This window comes from Paracoccus sp. pheM1 (assembly GCF_018499825.1).
Taxonomy (GTDB): Bacteria; Pseudomonadota; Alphaproteobacteria; order Rhodobacterales; family Rhodobacteraceae; genus Paracoccus; species Paracoccus versutus.
Genome location: NZ_JAGXCX010000001.1, coordinates 792,897 through 816,530, shown reverse-complemented (window position 1 = coordinate 816,530; position 23,634 = coordinate 792,897). Strand labels below are relative to the sequence as shown.

Genomic DNA, 23,634 nt, shown 5'->3' with positions numbered 1-23,634 from the left:
GCGGACGCTTGCCGATTTCTCGGCTAAGGCTGAAGCCGGTCAACCGAGGGCGCAGAAACGGGAACATGCGGACATGATCCCCGGCGGCCCCGCCGGCGCAGTTCGCAAATGGAACGTGCCGCAGAAGCGCCCTCGATCCCCCAGCTTGCACCGCGGGCGTCGGGATAGGGCTCAGCCATGGGCGGTCCGCACGGCATCCATGCTGGATAGCGCCAGGCGCGGCCCGGCCTTCATGACCTGGCCGGGCAGTTCCCTTCCCAGGATCCGCTCGGCGGTCCGGGCGGCCTCGATCAGCCTGCCGAGGTCGATCCCGGTCGGAAAACCCGATTCCTCGCACAGATAGACGAAATCCTCGGTGGCGATATTGCCGGTCGCGCGCGGCACGAACGGGCAGCCGCCGATCCCGCCCACGCTCGCCTCGAAATCGCGGATGCCGTGCAGCAGGCCGGCATAGGCGCAGGCCAGGCCGACGCCGCGGGTATTGTGGAAATGCAGCGCGATCCCCACCTCGGGCACCGCCTTGCGCAGGGCGTCGAGCGCCGGCACGACATTGCCCGGCGTCGCCATGCCGGTCGTGTCCCCCAGGGTGATGCGCGAAATGCCGAGGTCGCGATACCGCATGGCCTGCTCGACCAGCTGGCCCACCGGCACGTCGCCTTCGAAGGGACAGCCGAAGGCCGTGGCGATGGCGCCATGCAGCGCGACCCCGGACCCTTGGGCGAGGCGCGCGATCTCGTGGAACCCGGCAATCGAATCGGCGCGCGAGCGGTTCACGTTCTTCAGGTTGTGGCTTTCCGAGGCCGAGGCGAACATCACCACCGCGTCGATCCCCGCCTCGATGGCGACTTCGGCACCGCGCAGGTTCGGCGCCAGCGCGCTGAAGCGGACACCGGCCCGGCCGCGGAAATGCCGCACCAGCTCGGCCGCATCGCGCATCTGCGGCACGGCGCGCGGCGAGACGAAGGATGTCAGCTCGACCGAGCGGATGCCGGCCGCGACAAGGCTTTCGACGAGCCGGATCTTGTCCTCGGTCGGGACGAAGGCTTTCTCGGATTGCAGGCCGTCGCGGGGCGAAACCTCGGTCACGGCGACTTGCCTGCCCGGTGCGGATGCGGGGGCGGTCATGTCACGCCGCCTCGCCCGAGGGGGCCTTGGCGGCCGCGGCGATTTCCTCGGGCGTCAGGCCGAGACTGCCGAGGATCTCGGCATTGTGCCCGCCGAGACGGTCCACATCGCCCCCGCCGGCCAGCGAGGCGCCGTCGATCTCGATCGGCAGGGCCGGCGCCCGGAAGCTCCGGCCGTCCGGGGTCTGCGACAGCGCAAGCCCGCCCTGCCGCATGACATGCTGGTCGCGAAACAGGTCCGAGGGCTTGGCCACCGGCGCAAAGGGGATCTCCATCTTCTCCAGCGCCGGCAGAAGCTCGGCCATGGGCCGCCTTGCGACCGCCGCCGCGACCAGGGGCACCACCCAGGAGCGCGCGTTGATGCGGGCCATCCTGCTTTGCAACTCGGGGTGCTGCAGCAGGTCGTCCAGGCCGAGATAGGTGCAAAGCCGGGTCCAATGGCCGTCGCTGACCGCGCCGATGAAGATCTGCCCCCCCTCGGCATCGGCAAAGACGTCATAGATCGGCCAGCTGAAGGCCCGCTCGGGCATCGGTTCGGGGTCCCTGCCCTCAAGCTCGAACTGCACCATGTGCTGCGAGACCAGCAGCAGGCAATTCTCGAACAGGCCGACGCGGATGGTCCGCCCCTCGCCGGTCTTGCCGCGCTCGAACAGCGCGGCGATGACGGCGAAGGCGCCGAACAGCCCGCCCATGATGTCGTTGGCCGAGGTGCCGACGCGCAGCGGCCGCCCCTTGGGGCCGGTCATGTAGGCCAGGCCCGACATCATCTGCACCACCTCGTCCAGCGCCGTGCGCCGCTCGTAAGGCCCTGAAAGGAAACCCTTGTGACTGGCGCAGATCAGGTGCGGAAAGCGGTCCTGCAGGGTTTCGGCATCCAGCCCCATCCCCTTCAGGGTGCTGTCCTTGAAATTGTCGATGAAGACGTCGGCCGAGGCCAGAAGGCGGTCCAGCGCCTTCCTGCCGGCCGGGGTGCGGCTGTCCAGGACCACGGATTTCTTGCGGCGGTTGAACAGCGGAAAGAACGCGCTGCCCATGCCGGTCAGCTGGCGCGTCTTGTCGCCGCCGGGCGGCTCGACCTTGACCACCTCGGCGCCCAGGAAGGCCAGGAACATGCCGCAGCTTGGCCCCATCACCATATGGCTCATCTCAACGACACGGATCCCCGCGAGGGGTTTGAACTCGGCAGTCATGCGGCCTCCCATCCCATGGGCAAAGGATAGGATTGCCTGACTGTTCTTACAATTATATAATACTTATAGCTATGTTCTAAAAATTAGCACCCATGCGAGGCGCCCTTGGACCTGAAGCAATTGCGGTATTTCTGCAGCATCTACGACAGCAAGAGCCTGTCGGCCGCGGCGGAAGCCGAGAGAATCGCCGTGTCGGCGCTGAGCTACCATCTCGCCAATCTCGAGGCCGAGATCGGCGCGCCGCTGTTTACCCGAAAGCCGCGCGGGCTCGAGGCCACGGCGGCGGGCGAGCGGCTTTACCTGCATGCCCGGACCATCCTGAAGACGGTCGAGGTGGCGAAAAGGGATCTGTCCACCTTTCGCGACAATGTCTCGGGCGAGGTGTCGCTGGCCCTGGCCTATTCCGCGATCCAGGCCATCGGCGTCCAGCTGGCGAAGGTCGTGGTCGAGGACTACCCGGACCTGCAGCTCAACATGATCGAAAGCCTTTCCAGCACGACCCTGCTGCACCTGTCCTCGGCCGATGCCGACCTGGGCCTGGCCTACAACCCGCCGCTGACCAGCACCTTCAAGGCCACGCCGATCCTCGAGGAGGATCTGGTCCTGATCGGCAAGCGCGAGATCATCGGCAGCGGGTCCGAGCCGGTGACGGTGTCGGAACTGCTGGATTTCAAGATCATCATGCTGCGCCAGGGCATGGCGGCGCGGGCTCTGCTGGACCATCACAAGACCTTGGAACAGATCTATGCGACCAGCCAGTTGCAGATGAACTCGGTCCACGCGATTTCGGGCGCGGTCCGCGAGGGGCTGGGCTGCACCATCGGGACGACGCTGTTCATGGGCGACGAGATCAAGTCCGGCCGGCTGCATTGGCGGCCGATCATCTCGCCGACGCTGACGAGGACGCTTTATCTATGCGAGCAGACGGACCGGCCGCCGACCATCGCGCTGGAGACGATCCGCGACCTGATCCGCGACCTGATCGTCCGCGCGGTCAAGGACGGCATCTGGCCGGCAAGGCTGGTCGAGGCGGAATGACGAAAGCCCTGTCCGGGCGGACGGGGCTTTCGCATCGGTTTCACCGGCCTACTGCTGCGCCGAGACCTTTTCGACATAGGCGTTGGTATAGGTCTTGCTCAGGTCGATCTTGGCGCCGGCGACCTCGGGCAGGTTGAAGCTCAGCATCGTCTGCACCGCTTCGGCGCCCTTCGCATCCACCAGCCCGGTTTCCGACAGCATTTCCATGCTGTTGTTCAGCGATTCGATATAGACCTGCGGGTCGGCGCCGACCAGGTTGGGCGGCATCTTCGCCGCGATCTCTTCGGCGGGGGTGTTGTGGATGTATTGCAGCGTCTCGACGATGGCGGCGGCCAGGGCCTGCGCCTGTTCGGGATGCTGGTCGAGCCATTCCGTGCGCGTATAAAGCGCCGCGCCGGGATAGTCGGCGCCGAACAGGGCGTGGGTGTCCGCCGCTTTCCGGGTATCGACCAGCACGGGCAGATCGGGATGGCGGTTCTGCAGCTGGGTGATCGCCGGATCGGGCGTGACCACCGCATCGATCCGGCCCTGCTCCAGCGCCGCGACCGCGGTGGCGCCGACGCCGACGCCGACGACCGAGGCGGCATTCGGTTCCAGCCCGTTCTGCGACAGCATGTATTTGAGGAAGAAGTCGGTCGAGGAACCCGGCGCGCTGATCCCGACGGTCTTGCCGGCAAGATCCTTGATCGTCTTGACCTCGCCGGCCTTGCCCGGCGCCACGGCCACGGCGATGCCGGGCAGCCGGCCCATCAGCACGAACGAGGACAGCTCCTGCTGCTTGGCCGCCAGCGTGATCGTGTGTTCGTAATAGCCCGAGACCACGTCCGCGCTGCCGCCGACCACGGCCTTCAGCGCCGCCGAGCCGCCCTTGAAGTCCACGAGTTCGACATCGACCCCGTGCTTTTCGTAAAGGCCAAGCTGCTCGGCCAGGACGACGGGCATGTAGCAGACGCAGCTGGCCCCGCCGATCGCGATCTTGACGGTTTCGGCCGCCGCAGGCGTCGCGCCCGCCACGAGCGACGCCGCAAGGATAGTCCTGAGCATCGTCATCTTTGCTCCTCCCTTCAGTGATTGTTGTCGGGCTGCCAGACCAGCAGCTTCCTTTCCACCATCGTCACCCCCCAGTCGATGAGAAGGACAAAGGCCGACAGGACGAACATTCCCGCGAACACGCCGGCGATGTCGAACATGCCCTCGGCCTGCGCGATCAGATAGCCGAGCCCGGCGGATGACCCCAGGTATTCGCCCACGACCGCGCCGACCACCGCAAAGCCGATCGAGACATGCAGCGAGGAAAACACCCAGCTCAGCGCCGAGGGCAGGTAGACGTGGCGCAGCAGCTGCCGCTCGGTCATGCCCAGCATCCTGGCGTTTTGCAGCACGGTCCGGTTCACCTCCTTCACGCCCTGGTAGACGTTGAAGAAGACGATGAAGAAGACCAGCGTGAACCCCAGCGCCACCTTGGACCAGATGCCCAGGCCGAACCACAGCGTGAAGATCGGCGCCAGCACCACGCGCGGCAAGGCATTGGCGGCCTTGACATAGGGGTCGAAGACCGCGGCCAGCTTGGGCCGGCGCGCCAGCCAGAAACCGGCGATCATCGCGGCGACCGCGCCGATGACGAAGGCCAGCGCCGCCTCGACCAGCGTGATCCACAGATGCCGCCAGATCTCGCCGCTCCTGAACCAGGCGACGATCTGCCAGAACACGTCGGCGGGGGTCGAGAAGAAGAACTGGATCCGGGCCGGATCGCCCAGGATCGAGGTCTTGGTGATCACCCACCACAGCGCGACGGCAACGACCGCCACGAGGATCTGCAGGGTTGTCAGGACGGCTCTGTTCATGCCCGCTCCTCCCGGTTCTGGTTGCCATAGGCCTTGAGCACCTGCTCTTTCAGCAGGTGCCAGATGTCGCGGTGCAGCTCCTGGAACTCGGGGGACAGCTTGATCTCGGACACGTCCCGCGGCCGGGCCAGGGGAATGGTGAAATCCCCGATCAGCTTGGCGTCCGGCCCCGTCGACATGATGACCACCCGGTCCGCAAGCGCGATGGCTTCCTCGAGGTCGTGGGTCACGAACATCACCGCCTTGCGGTCCTGCTGCCACAGGTCCAGCAGCAGATCCCCCATGATCAGCCGCGTCTGCGCGTCCAGCGGCCCGAAGGGCTCGTCCATCAGCAGGATTTCCGGGTCGCGGATCAGCACCTGCGCCATGGCGACCCGCTTGCGCTGGCCGCCCGAGAGCATGTGGGGATAGCGATGCCCGAAGCCCTTGAGGCCGACCTTTTCCAGCCATTCCTCGGCCCGTTCCAGGGCTTCGCGCCGCGGCGTGCCCGAGATTTCCAGCGCGATGGCCACGTTGTCGCGCGAGGTCTTCCACGGCATCAGCGCATCGGCCTGGAACAGGTAGCCCGCGCGCCCGTTGAGCCCCTCGAGCGGCTGGCCCTGGATCTCGACGGTCCCGGCCGAGGGCTTGAGCAGCCCGGCGGCGGCATTCAGCAGCGTCGACTTGCCCGAGCCGGTCGGCCCGACGATGGCGACGAACTCGCCCTCGGCAACGCTGAGATTGGCGCCGGCAACCGCGCGGAACACGGTTTTTCCCGTCCCGCCGAAACTGATGTCGACATTATCCAGACGCACGGCGTGCTGCATTCATCCTCCCTAACCGCCATCGCCCAGGCGACCGGCCGCGAAGGGACGCCGGGTTGCCCCGACATGCCCGACCGGATGCCGCCGCTGCGCGCTGACTGAATATCGCCTTACCGCAAGCCTCCTCATGCGGTTTCCCTAACGTATCCAAGCCGGATCATGCTCACAATTATATAATTTCATATGTTTTGTTCTATTTTTTGGAAACATGCGCGCGTGATCTTCCGGTTGTCCCCGGCCGCGGTTGATGTCCGGCCCCATCCCCCGCATCCTGGGGCCATGCAGCGACAGGAGCGATCATGAGCGACGACTATGCCCCGCCCAGGGTCTGGACATGGGACAAGGAAAACGGCGGCGAGTTCGCCAGCATCAACCGTCCCATCGCCGGGCCGACGCATGACAAGGACCTGCCGGTCGGCAAGCATCCCTTGCAGCTTTATTCGCTGGCCACGCCCAACGGCCAGAAGGTCACGATCATGCTGGAGGAATTGCTGGAAGCCGGCTTCGACGCCGAATACGACGCCTGGCTGATCCGCATCGGCGACGGCGACCAGTTCGGCAGCGGTTTCGTCGCGGTGAACCCCAACTCCAAGATCCCGGCGCTGATGGACCGCTCGGTCGCGCCGCCGCGGCGGGTGTTCGAATCCGGCTCGATCCTGCTTTACCTGGCCGAGAAGTTCGGCGCCTTCCTGCCCCGTGACCCGGCGGCGCGGACCGAGGCGCTGAACTGGCTGTTCTGGCAGATGGGCTCGACCCCCTTCCTCGGCGGCGGCTTCGGGCATTTTTACGCCTATGCGCCGGTCAAGATCGAATATGCCATCGACCGCTACACGATGGAGGCCAAGCGCCAGCTCGACGTGCTGGACCGGCACCTGGCCGATCACCGCTTCATGGCCGGCGAGGACTATACCATCGCCGACATGGCGATCTGGCCCTGGTATGGGCAGGTGATCGCGGGCAAGGTCTATGGCGACGCGGCGACCTTCCTCGATGCCGGGATCTATGGCCATGTCCAGCGCTGGCAGGACGAGATCGCCGCGCGTCCCGCGGTTCGGCGCGGCATCATGGTCAACAAGACTTCGGGCGATCCGGCCAGGCAGCTTTGGGAACGCCACGATGCCGCGGATTTCCTGACCAGGACGCAGGACAAGATCGGCGACAAGGCCGAGGGTTGAGCCGCGCATGAAAGGCCCGGTTCTCGCCGGGCTTTTCCAAAGACGCTGCGTGGGTCTGTTGCGCGGGCGGACCGAACATCCGGATTGCAGGGTGGGAATCCGCCCTGCCGCCTCTCGGCCAAAGCGCCGCGCCGGGAAGGGCCGCGTCCTCGCCGCGCGGCGCTGGGAGGTCGCGGTCCCGACGGCCGCGGCCTTCGCGCGCCTGTCCCGCGAATGTCCGGGTCAGGCGCGCAGCCGGCGGCCGAGAAAATTCAGCACCTGCCTTTCCTCGTGCCGCAGCCCCGGCTTTTGCGGGTCGCCGGCGGGTTTGCGGCAGGGGCCCAGCTTCAGCTTGCCAGCCAGGTAAGCCTTGATGATCCGGGGGTGGACATAGCATTTGCGGCAGATCGCCGGCGTATTGCCCAGATGGCCGGCAACGGTTTCGATGGCCTCGCGGATGTTGCGGTTCGCCGCCGCTTGGCTCTCGCAGGCGGGATATGCCGACAGGGCCAGCGCGGCCAGGACCGTGCCGGTCCAGGTGCGGAAATCCTTGGCCGTCACCTCGCTGCACGAGATCCGGCGCAGATAGTCGTTCACGTCGGTCGAGGTGATCTTCTGCCGGGCGCCCTCCTCGTCCAGATACTGGAACAGGGCCTGGCCGGGCAGATCCTGCATGCTGCGCACGATCCGGGCCACGCGGCGGTCGCGGATGCCCAGGTTCCATTCCCTGCCGCCCTTGCCGCGAAAGCGGAACCGCAGCTGGTTGCCCTCCAGCCTGACATGCCGGCTGCGCAAGGTGGTCAGCCCGTGCGACCTGTTCCGGCGGGCATAGTCGCCGTTGCCGACGCGGATCATGGTGGTCTCGAGCAGATGCACCACCGTCGCCAGCACCTTTTGCTCAGGCAGCCCGCGCAGCGCCATGTCGCGCGCGACGCAGGCGCGGATCCTGGGCAGAAGCCGGGCAAAGGCCAGCATGTGATCGTATTTGGCGCTGTCGCGGAAGGCGCGGAAACCGGGGTGGTAGCGGTATTGCTTGCGCCCGCGCGCGTCCCTGCCGGTGGCCTGGATATGGCCGCGCGGATCGGGGCAGATCCAGACGTCGGTATAGGCCGGCGGCACCGCCAGCGCCGCCAGCCGCCTGCGCTCGGCCTTGTCGGTGATCCGCCGGCCCTGGGGATCGCGATAGCAAAACCCCTTGCCCGCGCGGATGCGGGTGATCCCCGGCATGTCGTCGCCGACATGCACCAGCCCGGCCTGTTTCGCGGCCGCGACGGGGTCCGAAGGGGCGGGCGTGTCCCTGGGCATCTGGTGATCCGACTGACGGTCGCGGGCTCAACGCCGGCCGGGGCGGATGGTTGCGCGGATGGTTGCGCGGATGGTTACGGGGCCAGGACAGCGAGGCTTCCGGGACGGCCGAGACCGCGCGCGATCCGCCTGCCCCCCCGTCAGCCAAGCTCGGCCAGGATCGCGTCGCAGAAGGCATCCAGGTCGGCCGGGCTGCGCGCGGTGATGATGCGGTCGTCCGTCACCGCCTGGCCGTCGACCCAGACCCCGCCCGCATTCACCAGGTCCGTGCGGATGGATTTGTAGGATGTCACCTTGCGGCCCCGGATCAGATCCGCCTCGACCAGCAGCCAGGGGCCGTGGCAGATCGCCGCGACGATCTTGCCCTCGTCGTGAAAGCGCCGCACCAGGTCGACCGCCCCTGGCTCGATGCGCAGCTTGTCGGGGTTGATCTGGCCGCCCGGCAGCACGAGCGCGTCATAGGCCGAGGCGTCGACCGAGGACAGGGCCAGGTCGGCATGGACCCTCTGCCCCCAATCCTCGCCCTGCCAGCCGCGAATGCTTTCCCCGCCGGGCGAGGCGATCTCGACCGTCGCGCCCGCCTCGCTCAGCCGGTCGCGCGGAACTTCCAGTTCGGATTGCTCGAATCCATCGGTGGCGAGGATGAGAATCCGGGCATCGGCAATCTTGCGCATGTCATGGTCCTTTCCTGTTGCAGGGTTCACGCCTTCAACGGCAACGGGTAGGCAACAAGGAAACCCGCAGGATGTTCCTGGCCGTGCGGGAAACGGGCGGACAGGCGTGCCCGAGCCTGTCCCCAGGGGGCGGCGTCCGGCCGATCCGCGCGTCGCGGCGGCATGGCCTTCGGTCCTAGCCGGCGATGACCCGCGGCGAGAGGTGCCGCAGCTTCTCGGGGTTGCGCATGATCCAGATGGCGGCGATCCGGCCCTCCCGGATCGCCAGCGCCGTGGTCTGCACCACGCCCCCCGGCTTGACCAGCACGAAGCCGGGCGAGCCGTTGATCCGGCACAGGTGCGGGACGGCATCGGCCGCATGCGGCCATTTGCGCGCGATGCCCGCAAAGAACCCCGCCGCCCGCCGGCGCCCGCGCAGGACGTTGATGGCCGCGGGCACCTTGCCGCCGCCATCGGTATGGACCTCGATCTCTTCGGCGAAAAGCCGCAGCAGGCCCTCCATGTCGCCCTGTCGGCTGGCCTGCCAGAAGGCGGTGACGATGGGCAATGCCTCGCCCGGCTGGACGGAGGATGCGGGCGCGGCCCCCGCCAGCCTGCGCCGCGCGCGCGAGACGAGCTGCCGGCAGGCGACCGGGCTGCGGCACACCACCGCGGCGATCTCCTCGAAATCGTAGTCGAAGGCGTCGCGCAGGATGAAGGCCGCGCGCATCTCGGGCGACAGCGCGTCGAGCGTCAGGATCAGGGCGATGCCCACGTCCTCGGTCACGATCCATTGCTGCTCGGCCCCCGCCGCGGCGTCCTCGACCAGCGGCTCGGGCAGCCAGGCGCCGACATAGGTCTCGCGCCGCATCCGCGCGGATTTCAGGTGGTCGAGGCAAAGCCGCGTGACCACCGCGCCCAGCCAGCGCGACGGCCGCTCGATGGTGCGCAGATCCTGCCCGGCAAAGCGCAGCCAGGCATCCTGCACGATGTCCTCGGTATCGGCGACCGAGCCGGTCATGCGATAGGCCAGCCCCGCCAGGCGGCGGCGCTGGCCCTGGAAGATCTGCGCATGCCGGTCAGCTTCCATCGCCCAAGGTCCGTTCGGGATGCTGCGACCGGAACCCCACCGCAAAGCGGTTCCAGGCGTTGATCGCGTTGATGACCAGGGTCAGTTCGACCCGCTCGGCCTCGCCGAACTGCGCGGCGAGCGCGTCGTAGTCCCGCTGCGGCGCGCCCGTCGCCTCCAGCCGCGTCAGCGCCTCGGCCCAGCCGAGGGCGGCGCGTTCGCGGGCGTCGAAAGCCGGGCTTTCGCGCCAGGCCGCCAGCACGTCCAGCTTTTGCTGCGGCACGCCCGCCTCGCGGGCCTCCGGGGCGTGCATGTCCAGGCAATAGGCGCAGCCGTTGATCTGCGACACCCGCATCTTCACCAGCTGGCGCAGGGCCGCGGGAACGGCAAGTTGCCGGCTGGCGGTCTCCAGCGCCAGCATCGCCTTCATCGCCGCGGGCGCCGCCTTGAAATAGTCGAGACGTGCGGTCATGGTTGGTTTCTCCATCAATGCTTCCTGCAGAACCATGACGAGATGGCGGCGGGGTTTGTGACAGCCGCGCGGGTTGGTGCCGCCTGCATTGCGCGGCCAGGGCACCGCCTCACATTCCCGGCGCGGCGCCATGGCCCAGCCCGATGCCCGCGGGCTTGAGCAGCATCCACAGCGCCATGGCGACCATCATCAGGTTCTCGGTCAGCGAGACGAAGCCCAAAGGCACGTTGCTGTCGCCGCCGACGCAGGCGCATTTCAGCGCGCGCCCGTCGACATAGACCGCCTTGAAGACCGAAACCGCGCCCACCGTGCCGATGAACAGCGCCACCGGGATCGACAGCCACATCATCGCCCCGGCCATCATCAGCACCCCGGCAAGCGCCTCGGCAAAGGGATAGACGTAGCCATAGGGCACCCAGCGCCGCGCCAGCAGGTCGTAGTTGAGGAACATGGTCGAAAAGCCCTCGACATCCTTCAGCTTCTGCAGCGCCAGCAGGCACATGGCGATGGCGACGAACCATTCGGCGGCCTGCACCGTCAGCAGGCTGCCGAAGACCGCCCAGCTGGTCGCCAGGGCCATCAGCGCGGCCATGGCGAAAAGCGCGATGACGGGCCGGTAGGTCGGCGCGTCCCTGTCCTTCACCTCCTTGCCGAAGAAGGCCAGAAGATCGTCGTAGCCGCCGATGCGCTTGCCGTCGATGAAGGCCTGGGGCGTGGTCTCGACGCCGTGCCGCGCCTGGAAGGCGTCGATCTCGGATCGCAAGGTCAGGTGGTGGTCCTCGACCTCGTAGCCCTGGCGCTTCAGCAGGTCGAGCGACTTCAGCCCCCAGGGACAGATATGGTCCGCCGTCACCATGCGGTAAAGCGCGGCGCGTTTCGGGACATTTGCCATGATCTTCTCCTTTCGGGATCGCCGGGCCGCAGTTTGGCGATCATGCTTGGGATGAGTCCTCGCCTGAAACCAATCTGCCGCGCGGCCAGGGGTTCCACGACCGCTACGGCATGTGGCCATGTCGCTTGGCGCGGGATCGATAGACGACGCCCAGCTTTCGCCGGCAGAACGAACCCTGGACCCGAGCCGCCCCTTGCCGCGTTCCGCCTGGATCATCCCGAACTGGACGAGGATTCCCCGATGCCGACAGATGGTGCCCGCCTTGCCGACGATCTGGGCCATGCCGCCGAAACCCCCGCCGGGATCCCCCTGCCCGGCTGGAGGCAGATCTTCCGGCGGGTCCGGGCCGAGATCGCCCAGGATCATGTCGGCGTGGTCGCCGCCGGCATCGCCTTCTACGGCCTCATCGCCATCTTCCCGGCCATCGCGGCGCTGGTGGCGATTTCCGGGCTGGTCCTCGATCCGGCCGATCTGGGCAGTACGATGGAGCGGATCTTCACCCTGCTGCCGCCGGATGCCGCCGGGATCATCCGCGACCAGCTGGTCAAGGTGACGGACGGCGGCACGCAGACGGGGCTGGTCGCGATCTCGGGCCTGGCGGTCGCGATCTACGGCGCGACGAAGGGGGTGATGACGCTGATCGAGGGGCTGAACATCGCCTATGACGAGGACGAGACGCGGGGCCTGCTGCGGCTTTACCTGACCGGATTTGCGCTGACGCTGGGGCTGGTGGTCGGCCTGACCGTCGCCATCGGGCTGATCGTGGTGTTGCCCCTGGCCGCCGGGCTGCTGCATCTGGGCGACGGGGTGCAGGCGGCGATCTCGTGGATCGCCTGGCCGATCCTGGCGGGGTCCGGGGTGCTGGGGCTGGCGGTGATCTATCGCTTCGGCCCGGCGCGCAAGGCGGCGAAATGGCGGTGGCTCAGCCTGGGTGCGGCGCTGGCGGTCTGCGTCTGGATCGCCGCCTCGCTGGGATTTTCGCTCTATGCCAGCAATTTCGCCCGCTATACCGAGACCTACGGCACGCTGGCCGGCGTCGTCGTCCTGCTGACCTGGTTGTGGCTTTCGGCCTATGTGGTCCTGGCCGGGGCCGAGCTGAATGCCGAGATCGAACAGCAGACCGCCCGCGACACCACCACGGGCGCGCCGCAGCCGATGGGCCGGCGCGGCGCGGTCAAGGCGGACACGCCGCCGCCGGGAATGGACCATCGCGACGGCGCAAGGGCAGGCGCAGCGGGAAAGGCCGCGCCCTTTTCGCCCGACAAGGTTTCGCCGGACCAGGTCTCGCCGGGCCGGGAATTGCTGCTGGCATCGGCGCTGGCCCTGCGCGCGGCAATCCGCATGGCGGGACAGCGCAAAAGGTGATCCGGCCGGGTCAGGGGCAGCCGATCCCGGCAAGGGCGGGGCGGCGGTTGTCGCCGCCCCGATGGCTCAGCCCTTGATGGCGATGCGCTTGACCTGCGACTGCGCCTTTTCCGTCTTGGGCAGGGTCACGGTCAGCACGCCGTTCCTGAAATGCGCATCGACCTCGTCCTCGCGGATCTCGGCGCCCAGCGGGATACGGCGCTCGAAACGGCCGTAAAAGCGTTCCGAGAATTGCCGGTCCTTATCCTCGACCTCCGAGCGTTTCTCGCCCTTCAGCGTCAGCACGCCGTCATCCAGCAGGACTTCGATGTCCTTCTCCTCAAGGCCCGGCACCTCGGCCGTCACCGTGATCTCCTTTTCATTGTCGGAGATCTCGACGCTCGGCCAGCTGCCCCGGAATGCGGGGGCCGCGCCAAGGGACGGCAGCCCGGCGCCGAAGCCGCGGAACATGTCGTCGAACAGCCGGTTCACCTCGCGATGCAGCGACAGGAAGGGATCGCGGTCGCCCTCGCGGAAAGCGGTGGGAAGCTGGTTGCCGCCGTTGCGGCTCCAGGGGATCAGATCACGGACGTTCATGATTTTCCTCCTTTCTGGGCAACGGGTCCGGCACCGGGCGGTGCCCGGCGCCGTTTGCGTGGCGGACAGGCTCAGGCGGCCTCTTTCCCGGTCTCGATCCGTTTCGGCTCTGTCCGGGGTCTGGCCGCGATCTCGATCCGGCGCGGCTTCATCTCCTCGGGGATCTCGTGCCGCAGGTCGATGGTCAGCAGGCCGTTCTGCAGCTCGGCCCCCGTCACCTTCACATGGTCGGCCAGCTGGAAGCGCCGGCGGAAGGAGCGTTCGGCAATGCCGCGATGCAGATACTCGGCCTTGTCCTCGCCGGCCTTCTGGCCCGACACGACCAGCATGGTCTGTTCCTGCGTGATGGCCAGTTCGTCGGGCGAGAAACCCGCCACCGCCATGGTGATGCGATAGTCGTCCTCGCCGGTCTTGGCGATGTCGTAGGGCGGCCAGGTGTCGATGGTTTCGACGCGGCTCGCGGCCTCGAGCGCGTCCAGCATCCGGTCGAAACCGATGCTCGACCGGTAGAGCGGGGAAAAATCGAAAGTGGTTCTCATAGCCACATCCTCCGTTGAGCAACATGGGTACAAGCGTTCTGCCGGCAGGGCTGGGCGCCCGTCCGGCATGCCGGTCCCGTCAAAGGCTTCCGGCGAGTCACGATCTAGGGCGAGGGCATGGCGGTTCAAGGGGGCGCGCGCCGCCCCTTTTCCCCGCCCGCAAAGCCCTTATCTGACAGGGACGAACCGCAGGAACATCACAGGAGACAGCCATGCGACTTGAGGACATCAGGGCTGTTCTGGGGCCGGTGGACGAGACGCTGATCGCCCAGATCAGCCGGACGGATGCGACGGCCGAGGAACTGGCCGAGGCCTGGGGCTGGCTGCATGCCGACGAGGCCATGATCGACGAGGGCCGCCCCCTGCCCCAGGGCCGCGTCGCCGAGCTGCTCGCCATCCTCGAGGCGGCCGAGCCTGACCCCGAGGAATAGCGCCGGGATCAGTGCCTGAACCTGGGCGACAGCAGCAGGATCCTGCTCTCCGGCTCGCCCTCGCCCTCCCTCGAGGGGGCGGGCCGGTCCTCGACATGCGGGCCGCTGGCCTGCAGCACGTCCAGCATGTCGGGAAAGCCAAGCGCCACGTCCGGCATCCCCGCGATCTCATAGGCGCTCTGCCCCAGCCCGGCATAATGGACGATGGAGCCTCCCCGCCGCGTCAGCCGCGCCGCGAAGAAGGCGCAGGAGATCAGGCATTCGTCCCCGATCTGGCGCGACTCGCCCCGGTGCGCCCGCCGTTGCGCCGCGTCCATCAGCCGGACGGTCAGGCGGTCGGGCGCGATCGGGCGATGCATGTAGCGCGCCAGCGTCGAGGCAAGGTGATATTCCAGCTCCGACGACAGGGCGACCTGGCTTTCGCGCATCCCCTCGATCACCAGGTCGCGGGCGGCAGAGATATACGTGTCCGTCATGAAACCCCTCGGCATCAGTCTGAACGAAACCATTCCATAAGGAAAAGTTTGGCGCAGTCCCGCCGCAGGTCAAGACCCTGCATGATCCGAGGCAGCTGAAATCACTCGATATTGCACGCAAACCTCATGTGTTGGCAGCTGTCTTCGGCGAGTGCCGAAATTTTTCGCGCCACCCCTTGAAACCGCCGCCTAGCGTGCCAATTCCTCTCACGCGCGATGCCATCCGGGTCGCGCAAGCCCCGTGCCGGTCGCTTGGCCGGTGCGGAGGAACCTCTCGCAATCTGTTTGTCCATGAGGAGAACGATATGACGTTCCGTCCACTCCACGACCGTATCCTGGTCCGCCGCATCGATGCCGAGGAAAAGACGGCCGGCGGGCTGATCATCCCCGACAGCGCCAAGGAAAAACCCGCCGAGGGCGAGATCATCGCCGTGGGCGAAGGCGCGCGCAAGGATTCGGGCGAGCTGATCGCGCCCGCGGTCAAGGCCGGCGACCGGGTGCTGTTCGGCAAATGGTCGGGCACCGAGGTCTCGGTCGATGGCGAAGAACTGCTGATCATGAAGGAAAGCGACATCCTGGGCATCATCGCCTGATCGTCCCCTTCCGATAACCCATTCAAGGAGCAGAACAGATGGCTGCGAAAGAAGTTAAGTTCAACAGCGACGCGCGTGACCGGATGCTGAAGGGCGTGAACATCCTTGCGGATGCGGTCAAGGTGACGCTGGGCCCGAAGGGGCGCAACGTGGTGATCGACAAGTCCTTCGGCGCGCCGCGCATCACCAAGGACGGCGTTTCGGTCGCCAAGGAGATCGAGCTTTCCGACAAGTTCGAGAACATGGGCGCGCAGATGGTGCGCGAAGTGGCCTCGCGCACCAATGACGAGGCCGGCGACGGCACCACCACCGCCACCGTTCTGGCCCAGGCCATCGTGCGCGAGGGCCTCAAGGCCGTGGCCGCCGGCATGAACCCGATGGATCTCAAGCGCGGCATCGACATGGCCACCGCCAAGGTCGTGGAAGCCATCAAATCCGCCGCCCGCCCGGTCAACGACAGCTCGGAAGTGGCGCAGGTCGGCACCATCTCGGCCAATGGCGAGGCCTTCATCGGCCAGCAGATCGCCGAGGCGATGCAGCGCGTCGGCAACGAGGGCGTGATCACCGTCGAAGAGAACAAGGGCATGGAGACCGAGGTCGAGGTCGTCGAGGGGATGCAGTTCGACCGCGGCTATCTCTCGCCCTATTTCGTCACCAACGCCGACAAGATGATCGCCGAGCTGGAGGATGCCTACATCCTGCTGCACGAGAAGAAGCTGTCGTCGCTGCAGCCGATGGTGCCGCTGCTCGAGGCCGTGATCCAGTCGCAAAAGCCGCTCCTGATCGTGGCCGAGGACGTCGAGGGCGAGGCCCTGGCGACGCTGGTCGTGAACAAGCTGCGCGGCGGGCTCAAGATCGCCGCGGTGAAGGCGCCGGGCTTCGGCGACCGCCGCAAGGCCATGCTGCAGGACATCGCCATCCTGACCGGCGGCCAGGTCATCTCGGAAGACCTGGGCATGAAGCTGGAGAACGTCACCATCGACATGCTGGGCCGGGCCAAGAAGATCTCGATCAACAAGGACAACACCACCATCGTCGACGGCGCCGGCGAGAAGGCCGAGATCGAGGCGCGCGTCGCCCAGATCCGCCAGCAGATCGAGGAGACCACCTCGGACTACGACCGCGAGAAGCTGCAGGAGCGCGTGGCCAAGCTGGCCGGCGGCGTGGCGGTGATCCGCGTCGGCGGCATGACCGAGATCGAGGTCAAGGAGCGCAAGGACCGCGTGGACGACGCGCTGAACGCGACCCGCGCCGCGGTGCAGGAAGGCATCGTGGTCGGCGGCGGCGTGGCGCTGGTGCAGGGGGCCAAGGCGCTGGAAGGGCTGGCCGGTGCGAACTCGGACCAGGAAGCCGGCATCGCCATCATCCGCCGTGCGCTGGAGGCGCCGATGCGCCAGATCGCCGAGAACGCCGGCGTCGACGGCGCGGTGGTTGCCGGCAAGGTGCGCGAATCCTCGGACAAGGCCTTCGGCTTCAACGCGCAGACCGAGGAATATGGCGACATGTTCAAGTTCGGCGTGATCGACCCGGCCAAGGTGGTTCGCACCGCGCTGGAGGATGCGGCCTCGGTCGCCGGCCTGCTGATCACCACCGAGGCGATGATCGCCGAGAAGCCCGAGCCCAAGGCCCCCGCCGGCGGCATGCCCGACATGGGCGGCATGGGCGGCATGATGTAAGCCGACCCGCCTTCGGCTAGGACCGGGCCGCCCCGCAGGGGGCGGCCTTTTTCGCGGGCGGACCGCGCCAGAACAAGGGCCTTGCCGCGCACCGGGGCCGCTCTGGGCCGCACCGGGGCCGCACTGGGCCGGGCTGGGGCCGCACCGGGCCGGGGTGGGCCGGGCTGGGGCCGGGGTGGGGCCGGGAACCCGTCGGGAAAGGACGGGCCGGGCCAGGGCCCATGCAAGGCCATGCGCTTTTCCTGGCAGAGGCCACAGCCCTCCCCCGGTCCTTTACCCGAAGATTTTCATGCCCGGGAAGACGGAGACGGCCTGGCGACCGCAGGCCGCGCCCTGTCGGGCCTTCAGCACCCTTCCGGCTGGTCGTAGAGCCCGGCGAAGCGCTGGCGCAGCAGGTTCTTTTGCACCTTGCCCATGGTGTTGCGCGGCAGTTCCTCGACGAAGAGCACGCGCTTGGGCTGCTTGAACCTGGCCAGCCGCCCTGCCAGCGCCGCCAGCACCCCCGCCTCGGCCAGCGCCGGACTGCCGCTCCCAACCACGACCGCCGTAACCCCCTCGCCGAAATCGCCATGTGGCAGGCCGATCACGGCGGATTCGACCACGCCGGGCAGCGCGTCGATCTCGGCCTCGACCTCCTTGGGATAGACGTTGAGCCCGCCGGTGATGATCAAATCCTTGCCGCGGCCGAGGATGTGCAGATAGCCGCGCTCGTCGAATTTCCCCAGGTCGCCGGTGATGAAGAAGCCGTTGTCGCGCAGCTCGGCGGCGGTCTTTTCCGGCATGCGCCAATAGCCCTTGAACACATTCGGGCCGCGCACCTCGATCATGCCGATCTCGCCCCGCGGCAGTTCCACGCCGGTTTCCGGGTCGGTGACGACGATCTCGGTGCCGGGCAGCGGCAGGCCGACGGTGCCGGCGATGCGCGCGCCGTCATGGGGGTTCGAGGCGTTCATGTTCGTCTCGGTCATGCCGTAGCGTTCCAGGATGGCATGGCCGGTGCGGACCTGCCATTCGCGATGCGTCTCGGCCAGGAGCGGCGCCGAGCCCGAGATGAACAGCCGCATGTTCGCGGTGGCCGCGGCATCCAGCGCCGGTTCCTGCAGCAGCCGGACGTAGAAGGTCGGCACGCCCATCAGCACGTTCGCCCGCGCCATCGCCCCGAGGACCCGATCCGGGTCGAATTTCGGCAGGAAGATCATCGAGGCGCCCGAGAACAGCACCACATTGGTGGCGACGAACAGGCCGTGGGTGTGAAAGATCGGCAGGGCGTGGATCAGCACGTCCTGGGCGGTAAAGCGCCAGGCGTCGCACAGCACCAGGGCGTTCGAGACCAGGTTGCCATGGGCCAGCATCGCGCCCTTGGACCGGCCCGTGGTGCCCGAGGTGTAAAGCAGCGCGGCCAGATCGCCGCGATCCCGCGCCACGGTCGCAAAGCCCGCGGGCGAGGAAGCGGCGGCGTCGGTCAGGCTGCCCTGCCCCTCGGCGTCCAGCGTGACCATGCGGGCGCCGGCGGCTTCCGCGGGCTCGCGCAGCGCCTCCTGCCGGGCGGGATCGCAGACGAAGACCCTGGGCTCGGCATCGCCCAGGAAATAGCCGATCTCGGCGGGGGTGTAGCCGATGTTCAGCGGCAGGAACACCGCCCCCGCCCGCAAGGTAGCGAGATAGAGGATGATCGCCTGCACCGATTTCTCGACCTGTGCCGCCACCCGGTCGCCGGGCTGGACGCCAAGCCCCGCCAGCGCATTGGCCATGCGGCCGCTGCGGGCGATCAGGTCGCCGTAGCGGATGCGCTCGCCGGCCGGCGTCTCGATGGCCACGGCCTCGGGGTCGCGGATGCGGGTGGCGAGAAGGTCGAACAGGTTGTCGCTCATGAATGGTCCCCGTGGTTCATGCGTTGGAAATCGGCTGCGCGCGCGTCACGCTGTCCGAGGCGGCGATGGCGCTGCCTTCGGCGAAGGCTTCGTGGTTCGCCTCGATCCGGTCGAGGTCGTAGAGGTAGTTCACCATCAGCCCATGCGCCTGCTTGAGCCCGTTGGCCGAGACGTCGCCCAGGAAGTTCAGCCGCTCCAGCCGGGCGCCGTTGCCCAGGTGGAAGCGCGCCACCGGATCGACGACGCGGCCCTTGCCGTCGCGGGCGCGCAGGAAATAGGTGGCGGCGGCGGCCAGCAGCGGCGCGCGCAGGCTTTCGGCCGCGGCCCGGTCCCGGTGCCAGTCGGGCTCGTCCAGCAGGGCGAAGGCCAGGCGCTGGTCGGCACCGATCAGTTCGGACATCTCGTCCTGGCGCTGCCGGGCCAGCCAGGCGGCAAAGCCGGGCACCGGCGACAGCGTGACGAAGCTGCGGATGTTCGGCAGTTCCGCCTTGAGTTCCTCGACCACCTGCTTGATCAGGAAATTGCCGAAGGACACCCCGGCCAAGCCCCGCTGCGTGTTCGAGATGGAATAGAACACCGCGGTGCTGGCGCGCTCAGCCTCGATCGGCTGGCGGTCGAGGTCGAGAAGGCCCGCGACATTGTCCGGGATCTCCTCGGTCAGCGCCACCTCGACGAAGATCAGCGGCTCGTCCACCAGCTGCGGGTGGAAGAAGCCGTAGCAGCGCCGGTCGGTCGGCTGCAGGCGGTTGCGCAGGTCGTCCCAGTTCTGGATGGCATGCACCGCCTCGTAGCGGATGATCTTTTCCAGGATGCTGGCGGGCGTGTTCCAGTCGATATGGCGCAGCACGAGAAACCCCCTGTTGAACCAGGAGGCGAAGAGATGCGCGAAATCCAGGTCCACCCGGCGCAGCGCGGGGTTGCCCTTCAGGTGGGCCAGCAGCTCCTCGCGCATCCGCACCAGCGCCGCCGTGCCGCCGGGGGCGAGGTTCAGGCGACGCAGCAGCTCCTGCCGGCGCGGCTCGGTCGCCTCGTGCAGCGCCTCGATGGCCAGCGCGTCCTCGGGGTCGCGCTGCACCGCCTCCAGCGCGGCGCGGACCGCCGCCGGATCGGGGCCGAAACGCTCGGCGAGGTCGTGCAGGAAGGCCAGCCGCGTCGCCTCGTCGGCATCCTCGAAGGCGGCGAGCAGGTCTTGGGCGATGGCCACGCCCGAGGCTTCGCCCCGCCGCGACAACAGCGCCTCGCCCAGTTCGCACAGGTCGGGCGACTCGGTGGCGGCGCCGGCACCGCGCCGTCCCAGCAGGCGGCGGCCGCGGTTCGTCAGCACCTCGAACAGCTCGCCCAGAAAGGCCGGGCGGCTGGGGCGCGGGGTTTCGACGGTCCTGGTCATTTCGGCCTCCGAAGGGGTTGGCATGCCGGGATCGCCCCGGCAGCACGAAGATCGACCATGGCGCAGCCGGGCGACCGCCGGCGCGCCATGGTCCGGCAGTTTGCGGAAAAACGCCGGCCGGTCCACCCCAGAGGCATCGGCCGCCTTCCAGGCGCGCGGCCGCATCCCCGCGCCGGCGACAAGCGACACCGGCCTTTCGCGGCACTGGCCGCAAAACCCTCTGGCGCATCGCGGCGAAGCGGTGGGATAAACGGGCCGGGGATCGCGGCCGGGCCAGGGAGTTTCCGATGCGCTATTTCGACTTCAGCACCTGGCAGGGGATCCTGACCACCCTGCTGGGCCTTGCGCTGTTCACGCTGATCGGCGTCGGCATCCGGGTGCTGATGCTGCTGACCATCCAGCAGCGCCAGCAGCGCATGAACCGGCAGATCAACGAGCGGCTGCGCACGCTGATCGCCGCCTACAAGGTGCTGGGCGGTTCCTTCACCGGCGAGTTGCTGGTCGATCCGACGCATCTGCGCGACCTGCGGCAGCGCGCGCAAGAGGCGGGCGGCGATGAGGCCGGCGGCTCGGATCGCGCCCGGCGCATCCGCGACGCGGTCGAGGCGGCGCTTTCCGACATCATCCTGCTGGGGACCGAGGAACAGGTGCGCCTGGCCAGCCATGCAGCCGCCGAGATGGCCGCCGGCCGGCCGATCCACACCGCCGAGCTGGTCGTCTCGCTGCGCGATTTCATCCGCAAGGCGCTGGACCTTGCACCGGTGCCGCCCGATGCGGTGATCCCGCTGCAAGGTCCGGCCCGCCAGCTTGGCGGCTCGTCCAAGGGCGGGCGCGGCGAAGGCGGCAAGGGCGGCGGTGGCGGCATGGGCGGGGGCATGGGCAGCGGAATGGGCGGGGGCATGGGCACCGGCATGGGCCTTGGGCCGGGGCGTCCTGCCGACGATGCCGGGCCCTGATCCGGGGCCGCGGGGCGCGCAGCATCGCGGCGGCGCGGACCTGCCCGCGCCGCCGTCGCCTGCCGTGGACAAGCCGCCTACCAGCTGAAATCGTCGCCGCCCAACTGGCCCAGCCGCATGTCCTCGATCACCAGCCGGTCGTTGCCGGCGCGGATCACGACGTCGTTGCCGACCTGGCTCGCCGCGGCGCGGATGTCGCCGAAACCGTCGAACCGGGCGTAATGCGACAGGTTGATGCGGTCGTCGTCGCTGTCGAAATCGGTGATCCGGTCGCGGCCGCCGTTCCAGACGAAGACATCCGCGCCCTCGCCGCCGGTCATGGTGTCGTTGCCGGCACCGCCGTTCAGCGTGTCGTTGCCCTCGTGCCCGACCAGCCGGTCGTTGCCGGCCTCGCCGAACAGGCGGTCGTCGCCCTCGCCGCCCATCACCGTGTCGGCGCCGGCACCCGCGCGGACGACGTCGTTGCCGTCGCCGGCGGCGATATGGTCGCGGCCGTTGCCGGTAAAGGCCTGGTCGTTGCCCTCGCCCAGGGTGATGCGGTTGTTGCCGTTGCCGGCGCGCACCACGTCATTGCCGCTGCCCGCGTCGATGGTGTCGTTGCCGGCACCGGCCAGGATCACGTCGTTGCCCTCGCCGCCCCAGACCCGGTTATGGCCCTGTCCGGCATCCAGGCGGTCGTTGCCGGCGCCGCCATAGATGCTGTCATTGCCCTGGTAGCCGAAGATGCTGTCGTCCCCGGACATGCCCCAGATCTGGTCGGCGGCACTGGTGCCGAGCAGGCGGTTGTCGTCGTCGTTGCCACGTATCTTTGCCATGGTCGTTCTCCGTCACTTGCGTTGGACCGGCAGGATCGGAGCGGCCTTGGGCGGCCGTTCCCCGCGCGTCCCGGTTGCCGGTTCGACCGGGGGCGCAAGTCGCGATGTTCATCAGGCGTCGCGGGCGCGCCAGGCCAGGCGCTGGCCCACCAGCAGCATGCGCATGGTGTTCTCGGCCGCCGCGCGCAGCAGCTTGCCGCCCTCGTCGATCGCCTTGCCCAGCGAACAGGGCCGCCGCATGATCGAGGCATAGGCGGCGATCCCGTGTTCATAGGTCTGGCGCGCGCCCTTGCCGATGGTGCCGGCCAGCGCCACGGTCGGCACGCCAAGCGCCTCGGCGCGGCGCGCGACCTCGCAGGGCACCTTGCCATAGGGGCTCTGCCCGTCCAGCGCGCCCTCGGCGGTGATGACCAGGTCGGCGCGGGCCAGCAGCCGGTCGAAATCCAGGTAGTCCAGCATGATGTCGAAGCGCGGATGCAGCGTCGCGCCGGCAAGGCCGGCAAGCCCCGCCCCCAGCCCGCCCGAGGCGCCCGCGCCCGCCATCCCCGCCACGTCGCGCCCGGTCGCCGCCAGGATCGCGGCGGCGTGGCGGGTCATGCCGCGGTCCAGCGCCTCGACCTGCTCGGGCGTGGCGCCCTTTTGCGGGCCGAAGACGCGGGCGACGCCGCGCGCGCCCAGCAGCATGTTGTGCCAGTTCACCGCCGCGTCGATCCGCACCCCCGCCAGCCGGGGATCGAGCCCGGCGATGTCGATGCGCTCCAGATGCTCCAGCGCGCCGCCGCCTTCGGGCAGCTCGCGCCCCTGGGCGTCCAGGAAGCGCGCGCCAAGCGCCCGCGCCATGCCGGCGCCGCCGTCGTTGATGCCGCTGTCGCCGCAGCCGACCAGGATGCGGGTGGCGCCCTGGTCCAGCGCCTCGAGGATCAGTTCCCCGACGCCGCGGCTGGTGGTCAGCGTCGGGTCGCGCCGGTCGCGGGGCACCAGCGACAGGCCGGCGGCCGCCGCCATCTCGATCACCGCGCTGCGCGGGCCGTCGCCGCCCATCATGCCCCAGAAACTGGCCACGGGCTGGCCCAAGGGGCCGGTGACGGTGGTGGCGACCATGCGGCCGCCGGTGGCGGCGACCAGCGCCTCGGTCGTGCCTTCGCCGCCATCGACCATGGGGGCGGTCAGGATGGTCGCATGCGGGGCGGCGCGGCGGATGCCGCGGGCGATGGCCTCGGCCACCTGATTGACGGAAAGCGATTCCTTGAACCCCGAGGGTGCGATCAGAACGGTCAGGGACATATCCGGCATCCTTTTTTCTGTTGTCTGGCAGGATTACGGCCCGGACCCGCGGATTATTCCGGCGCGGTGCGAAAAGTTTGTGGCAGGAAGCGAAAAGAGCGGCCGGAGCCGCCCTTTCCCC

Annotated in this window: 24 protein-coding genes; 7 read left to right on the top strand and 17 right to left on the bottom strand. The window is 68.3% G+C overall.

Annotated elements, in window-relative coordinates:
• Positions 1-171 precede the first annotated feature (171 nt).
• Both KF941_RS04065 and KF941_RS04060 read right to left on the bottom strand, forming a co-directional pair.
• Positions 172-1,125: a hydroxymethylglutaryl-CoA lyase gene (locus KF941_RS04065; protein ID WP_214272604.1), complete on the bottom strand. Its 954-nt coding sequence runs from the start codon at positions 1,123-1,125 to the stop codon at positions 172-174.
• Position 1,126: 1 nt separating this feature from the next.
• On the bottom strand, positions 1,127-2,314 hold the full coding sequence (locus tag KF941_RS04060; protein WP_036759613.1) for a CoA transferase: 1,188 nt from the start codon (positions 2,312-2,314) through the stop codon (positions 1,127-1,129).
• Positions 2,315-2,419: 105 nt separating this feature from the next.
• Between KF941_RS04060 and KF941_RS04055 the strand changes: the two genes are divergently transcribed.
• Positions 2,420-3,352: a LysR family transcriptional regulator gene (locus KF941_RS04055; protein ID WP_036759615.1), complete on the top strand. Its 933-nt coding sequence runs from the start codon at positions 2,420-2,422 to the stop codon at positions 3,350-3,352.
• Positions 3,353-3,400: 48 nt separating this feature from the next.
• Here the strand turns inward: KF941_RS04055 and KF941_RS04050 are convergent, their stop codons facing one another.
• From KF941_RS04050 to KF941_RS04040, 3 genes are read right to left on the bottom strand one after another with little or no spacing between them, the layout of a single operon-like run.
• Entirely contained in the window at positions 3,401-4,402 is a 1,002-nt protein-coding gene (locus KF941_RS04050; protein WP_214272603.1) for an ABC transporter substrate-binding protein, read from the bottom strand.
• A 14-nt stretch (positions 4,403-4,416) separates the two neighbouring features.
• Positions 4,417-5,196 (bottom strand): ABC transporter permease, encoded by a 780-nt coding sequence (locus KF941_RS04045; RefSeq protein WP_036759619.1) that lies wholly within the window; start codon positions 5,194-5,196, stop codon positions 4,417-4,419.
• Positions 5,193-6,002 carry an ABC transporter ATP-binding protein gene (locus KF941_RS04040; protein WP_036759621.1) on the bottom strand — a complete coding sequence of 270 codons (810 nt, stop codon included), beginning with the start codon at positions 6,000-6,002 and terminating at the stop codon, positions 5,193-5,195. The genes KF941_RS04045 and KF941_RS04040 overlap by 4 nt, the downstream gene beginning before the upstream one ends.
• Before the next feature lie 296 nt (positions 6,003-6,298).
• Here KF941_RS04040 and yghU point away from each other — a divergent pair, with 296 nt between their 5' ends.
• Positions 6,299-7,174: a glutathione-dependent disulfide-bond oxidoreductase gene (yghU, locus tag KF941_RS04035; RefSeq protein WP_214272602.1), complete on the top strand. Its 876-nt coding sequence runs from the start codon at positions 6,299-6,301 to the stop codon at positions 7,172-7,174.
• A 222-nt stretch (positions 7,175-7,396) separates the two neighbouring features.
• On the opposite strand, the gene KF941_RS04030 is transcribed toward yghU, so the two are convergent.
• The 5 genes from KF941_RS04030 to KF941_RS04010 all read right to left on the bottom strand — a co-directional run bounded on the left by KF941_RS04030 (position 7,397) and on the right by KF941_RS04010 (position 11,544).
• On the bottom strand, positions 7,397-8,458 hold the full coding sequence (locus KF941_RS04030) for a DNA topoisomerase IB (protein ID WP_214272601.1): 1,062 nt from the start codon (positions 8,456-8,458) through the stop codon (positions 7,397-7,399).
• Positions 8,459-8,598: 140 nt separating this feature from the next.
• Entirely contained in the window at positions 8,599-9,132 is a 534-nt protein-coding gene (locus tag KF941_RS04025) for a type 1 glutamine amidotransferase domain-containing protein (RefSeq protein ID WP_116222794.1), read from the bottom strand.
• Between the two features lie 175 nt (positions 9,133-9,307).
• The gene (sigJ, locus tag KF941_RS04020) at positions 9,308-10,201 is read right to left on the bottom strand and encodes an RNA polymerase sigma factor SigJ (RefSeq protein WP_214272600.1); all 894 of its coding nucleotides are present in this window, start codon (positions 10,199-10,201) and stop codon (positions 9,308-9,310) included.
• A complete protein-coding gene (locus tag KF941_RS04015) occupies positions 10,191-10,667 on the bottom strand; it encodes a carboxymuconolactone decarboxylase family protein (RefSeq protein ID WP_240540213.1) in 477 nt (158 codons plus the stop codon). Before KF941_RS04015 ends, sigJ begins: the two co-directional genes overlap by 11 nt.
• Before the next feature lie 94 nt (positions 10,668-10,761).
• Positions 10,762-11,544, bottom strand: a complete 783-nt coding sequence (locus KF941_RS04010; RefSeq protein WP_214272599.1) for a glutaredoxin — start codon at positions 11,542-11,544, stop codon at positions 10,762-10,764.
• Between the two features lie 240 nt (positions 11,545-11,784).
• Between KF941_RS04010 and KF941_RS04005 the strand changes: the two genes are divergently transcribed.
• On the top strand, positions 11,785-12,909 hold the full coding sequence (locus KF941_RS04005) for a YihY/virulence factor BrkB family protein (protein WP_214272598.1): 1,125 nt from the start codon (positions 11,785-11,787) through the stop codon (positions 12,907-12,909).
• A 66-nt stretch (positions 12,910-12,975) separates the two neighbouring features.
• Here KF941_RS04005 and KF941_RS04000 read toward each other — a convergent pair whose 3' ends face one another.
• Together KF941_RS04000 and KF941_RS03995 are read right to left on the bottom strand one after the other, a co-directional pair.
• On the bottom strand, positions 12,976-13,485 hold the full coding sequence (locus KF941_RS04000; RefSeq protein ID WP_214272597.1) for an Hsp20/alpha crystallin family protein: 510 nt from the start codon (positions 13,483-13,485) through the stop codon (positions 12,976-12,978).
• Positions 13,486-13,556: 71 nt separating this feature from the next.
• Entirely contained in the window at positions 13,557-14,024 is a 468-nt protein-coding gene (locus KF941_RS03995) for an Hsp20 family protein (protein WP_214272596.1), read from the bottom strand.
• 212 nt (positions 14,025-14,236) lie between these two features.
• On the opposite strand from KF941_RS03995, the gene KF941_RS03990 reads away from it, so the two are divergent.
• Entirely contained in the window at positions 14,237-14,455 is a 219-nt protein-coding gene (locus tag KF941_RS03990) for a hypothetical protein (protein ID WP_036759637.1), read from the top strand.
• 8 nt (positions 14,456-14,463) lie between these two features.
• Here the strand turns inward: KF941_RS03990 and KF941_RS03985 are convergent, their stop codons facing one another.
• Positions 14,464-14,931, bottom strand: a complete 468-nt coding sequence (locus KF941_RS03985; RefSeq protein ID WP_036759639.1) for a hypothetical protein — start codon at positions 14,929-14,931, stop codon at positions 14,464-14,466.
• 305 nt (positions 14,932-15,236) lie between these two features.
• On the opposite strand from KF941_RS03985, the gene groES reads away from it, so the two are divergent.
• Positions 15,237-15,524 carry a co-chaperone GroES gene (gene groES / locus KF941_RS03980; protein WP_214272595.1) on the top strand — a complete coding sequence of 96 codons (288 nt, stop codon included), beginning with the start codon at positions 15,237-15,239 and terminating at the stop codon, positions 15,522-15,524.
• Positions 15,525-15,562: 38 nt separating this feature from the next.
• Positions 15,563-17,200 (top strand): chaperonin GroEL, encoded by a 1,638-nt coding sequence (gene groL / locus KF941_RS03975; RefSeq protein ID WP_036761420.1) that lies wholly within the window; start codon positions 15,563-15,565, stop codon positions 17,198-17,200.
• A gap of 344 nt (positions 17,201-17,544) precedes the next feature.
• Here the strand turns inward: groL and KF941_RS03970 are convergent, their stop codons facing one another.
• Both KF941_RS03970 and KF941_RS03965 read right to left on the bottom strand, forming a co-directional pair.
• Positions 17,545-19,071, bottom strand: a complete 1,527-nt coding sequence (locus tag KF941_RS03970; RefSeq protein WP_214272594.1) for a malonyl-CoA synthase — start codon at positions 19,069-19,071, stop codon at positions 17,545-17,547.
• 16 nt (positions 19,072-19,087) lie between these two features.
• Positions 19,088-20,458, bottom strand: a complete 1,371-nt coding sequence (locus tag KF941_RS03965; RefSeq protein ID WP_214272593.1) for a malonyl-CoA decarboxylase — start codon at positions 20,456-20,458, stop codon at positions 19,088-19,090.
• A gap of 287 nt (positions 20,459-20,745) precedes the next feature.
• Between KF941_RS03965 and KF941_RS03960 the strand changes: the two genes are divergently transcribed.
• On the top strand, positions 20,746-21,414 hold the full coding sequence (locus KF941_RS03960) for a hypothetical protein (RefSeq protein ID WP_114536961.1): 669 nt from the start codon (positions 20,746-20,748) through the stop codon (positions 21,412-21,414).
• A 77-nt stretch (positions 21,415-21,491) separates the two neighbouring features.
• Here KF941_RS03960 and KF941_RS03955 read toward each other — a convergent pair whose 3' ends face one another.
• Entirely contained in the window at positions 21,492-22,229 is a 738-nt protein-coding gene (locus KF941_RS03955) for a calcium-binding protein (protein ID WP_036761263.1), read from the bottom strand.
• A gap of 111 nt (positions 22,230-22,340) precedes the next feature.
• Complete coding sequence (locus KF941_RS03950) at positions 22,341-23,513, bottom strand: glycerate kinase (protein WP_214272592.1); 1,173 nt, start codon at positions 23,511-23,513, stop codon at positions 22,341-22,343.
• Positions 23,514-23,634: the final 121 nt, after the last annotated feature.

Excerpts from the sequence above, each read along its gene's own strand:
- KF941_RS04065 (WP_214272604.1), bottom strand. The coding sequence starts at position 1,125 with ATGACCGCCCCCGCATCCGCACCGGGCAGGCAAGTCGCCGTGACCGAG.
- KF941_RS04060 (WP_036759613.1), bottom strand. The coding sequence starts at position 2,314 with ATGACTGCCGAGTTCAAACCCCTCGCGGGGATCCGTGTCGTTGAGATG.
- KF941_RS04050 (WP_214272603.1), bottom strand. The coding sequence starts at position 4,402 with ATGACGATGCTCAGGACTATCCTTGCGGCGTCGCTCGTGGCGGGCGCG.
- KF941_RS04045 (WP_036759619.1), bottom strand. The coding sequence starts at position 5,196 with ATGAACAGAGCCGTCCTGACAACCCTGCAGATCCTCGTGGCGGTCGTT.
- KF941_RS04040 (WP_036759621.1), bottom strand. The coding sequence starts at position 6,002 with ATGCAGCACGCCGTGCGTCTGGATAATGTCGACATCAGTTTCGGCGGG.
- yghU (WP_214272602.1), top strand. The coding sequence starts at position 6,299 with ATGAGCGACGACTATGCCCCGCCCAGGGTCTGGACATGGGACAAGGAA.
- KF941_RS04030 (WP_214272601.1), bottom strand. The coding sequence starts at position 8,458 with ATGCCCAGGGACACGCCCGCCCCTTCGGACCCCGTCGCGGCCGCGAAA.
- KF941_RS04025 (WP_116222794.1), bottom strand. The coding sequence starts at position 9,132 with ATGCGCAAGATTGCCGATGCCCGGATTCTCATCCTCGCCACCGATGGA.
- sigJ (WP_214272600.1), bottom strand. The coding sequence starts at position 10,201 with ATGGAAGCTGACCGGCATGCGCAGATCTTCCAGGGCCAGCGCCGCCGC.
- KF941_RS04015 (WP_240540213.1), bottom strand. The coding sequence starts at position 10,667 with ATGGAGAAACCAACCATGACCGCACGTCTCGACTATTTCAAGGCGGCG.
- KF941_RS04010 (WP_214272599.1), bottom strand. The coding sequence starts at position 11,544 with ATGGCAAATGTCCCGAAACGCGCCGCGCTTTACCGCATGGTGACGGCG.
- KF941_RS04005 (WP_214272598.1), top strand. The coding sequence starts at position 11,785 with ATGCCGACAGATGGTGCCCGCCTTGCCGACGATCTGGGCCATGCCGCC.
- KF941_RS04000 (WP_214272597.1), bottom strand. The coding sequence starts at position 13,485 with ATGAACGTCCGTGATCTGATCCCCTGGAGCCGCAACGGCGGCAACCAG.
- KF941_RS03995 (WP_214272596.1), bottom strand. The coding sequence starts at position 14,024 with ATGAGAACCACTTTCGATTTTTCCCCGCTCTACCGGTCGAGCATCGGT.
- KF941_RS03990 (WP_036759637.1), top strand. The coding sequence starts at position 14,237 with ATGCGACTTGAGGACATCAGGGCTGTTCTGGGGCCGGTGGACGAGACG.
- KF941_RS03985 (WP_036759639.1), bottom strand. The coding sequence starts at position 14,931 with ATGACGGACACGTATATCTCTGCCGCCCGCGACCTGGTGATCGAGGGG.
- groES (WP_214272595.1), top strand. The coding sequence starts at position 15,237 with ATGACGTTCCGTCCACTCCACGACCGTATCCTGGTCCGCCGCATCGAT.
- groL (WP_036761420.1), top strand. The coding sequence starts at position 15,563 with ATGGCTGCGAAAGAAGTTAAGTTCAACAGCGACGCGCGTGACCGGATG.
- KF941_RS03970 (WP_214272594.1), bottom strand. The coding sequence starts at position 19,071 with ATGAGCGACAACCTGTTCGACCTTCTCGCCACCCGCATCCGCGACCCC.
- KF941_RS03965 (WP_214272593.1), bottom strand. The coding sequence starts at position 20,458 with ATGACCAGGACCGTCGAAACCCCGCGCCCCAGCCGCCCGGCCTTTCTG.
- KF941_RS03960 (WP_114536961.1), top strand. The coding sequence starts at position 20,746 with ATGCGCTATTTCGACTTCAGCACCTGGCAGGGGATCCTGACCACCCTG.
- KF941_RS03955 (WP_036761263.1), bottom strand. The coding sequence starts at position 22,229 with ATGGCAAAGATACGTGGCAACGACGACGACAACCGCCTGCTCGGCACC.
- KF941_RS03950 (WP_214272592.1), bottom strand. The coding sequence starts at position 23,513 with ATGTCCCTGACCGTTCTGATCGCACCCTCGGGGTTCAAGGAATCGCTT.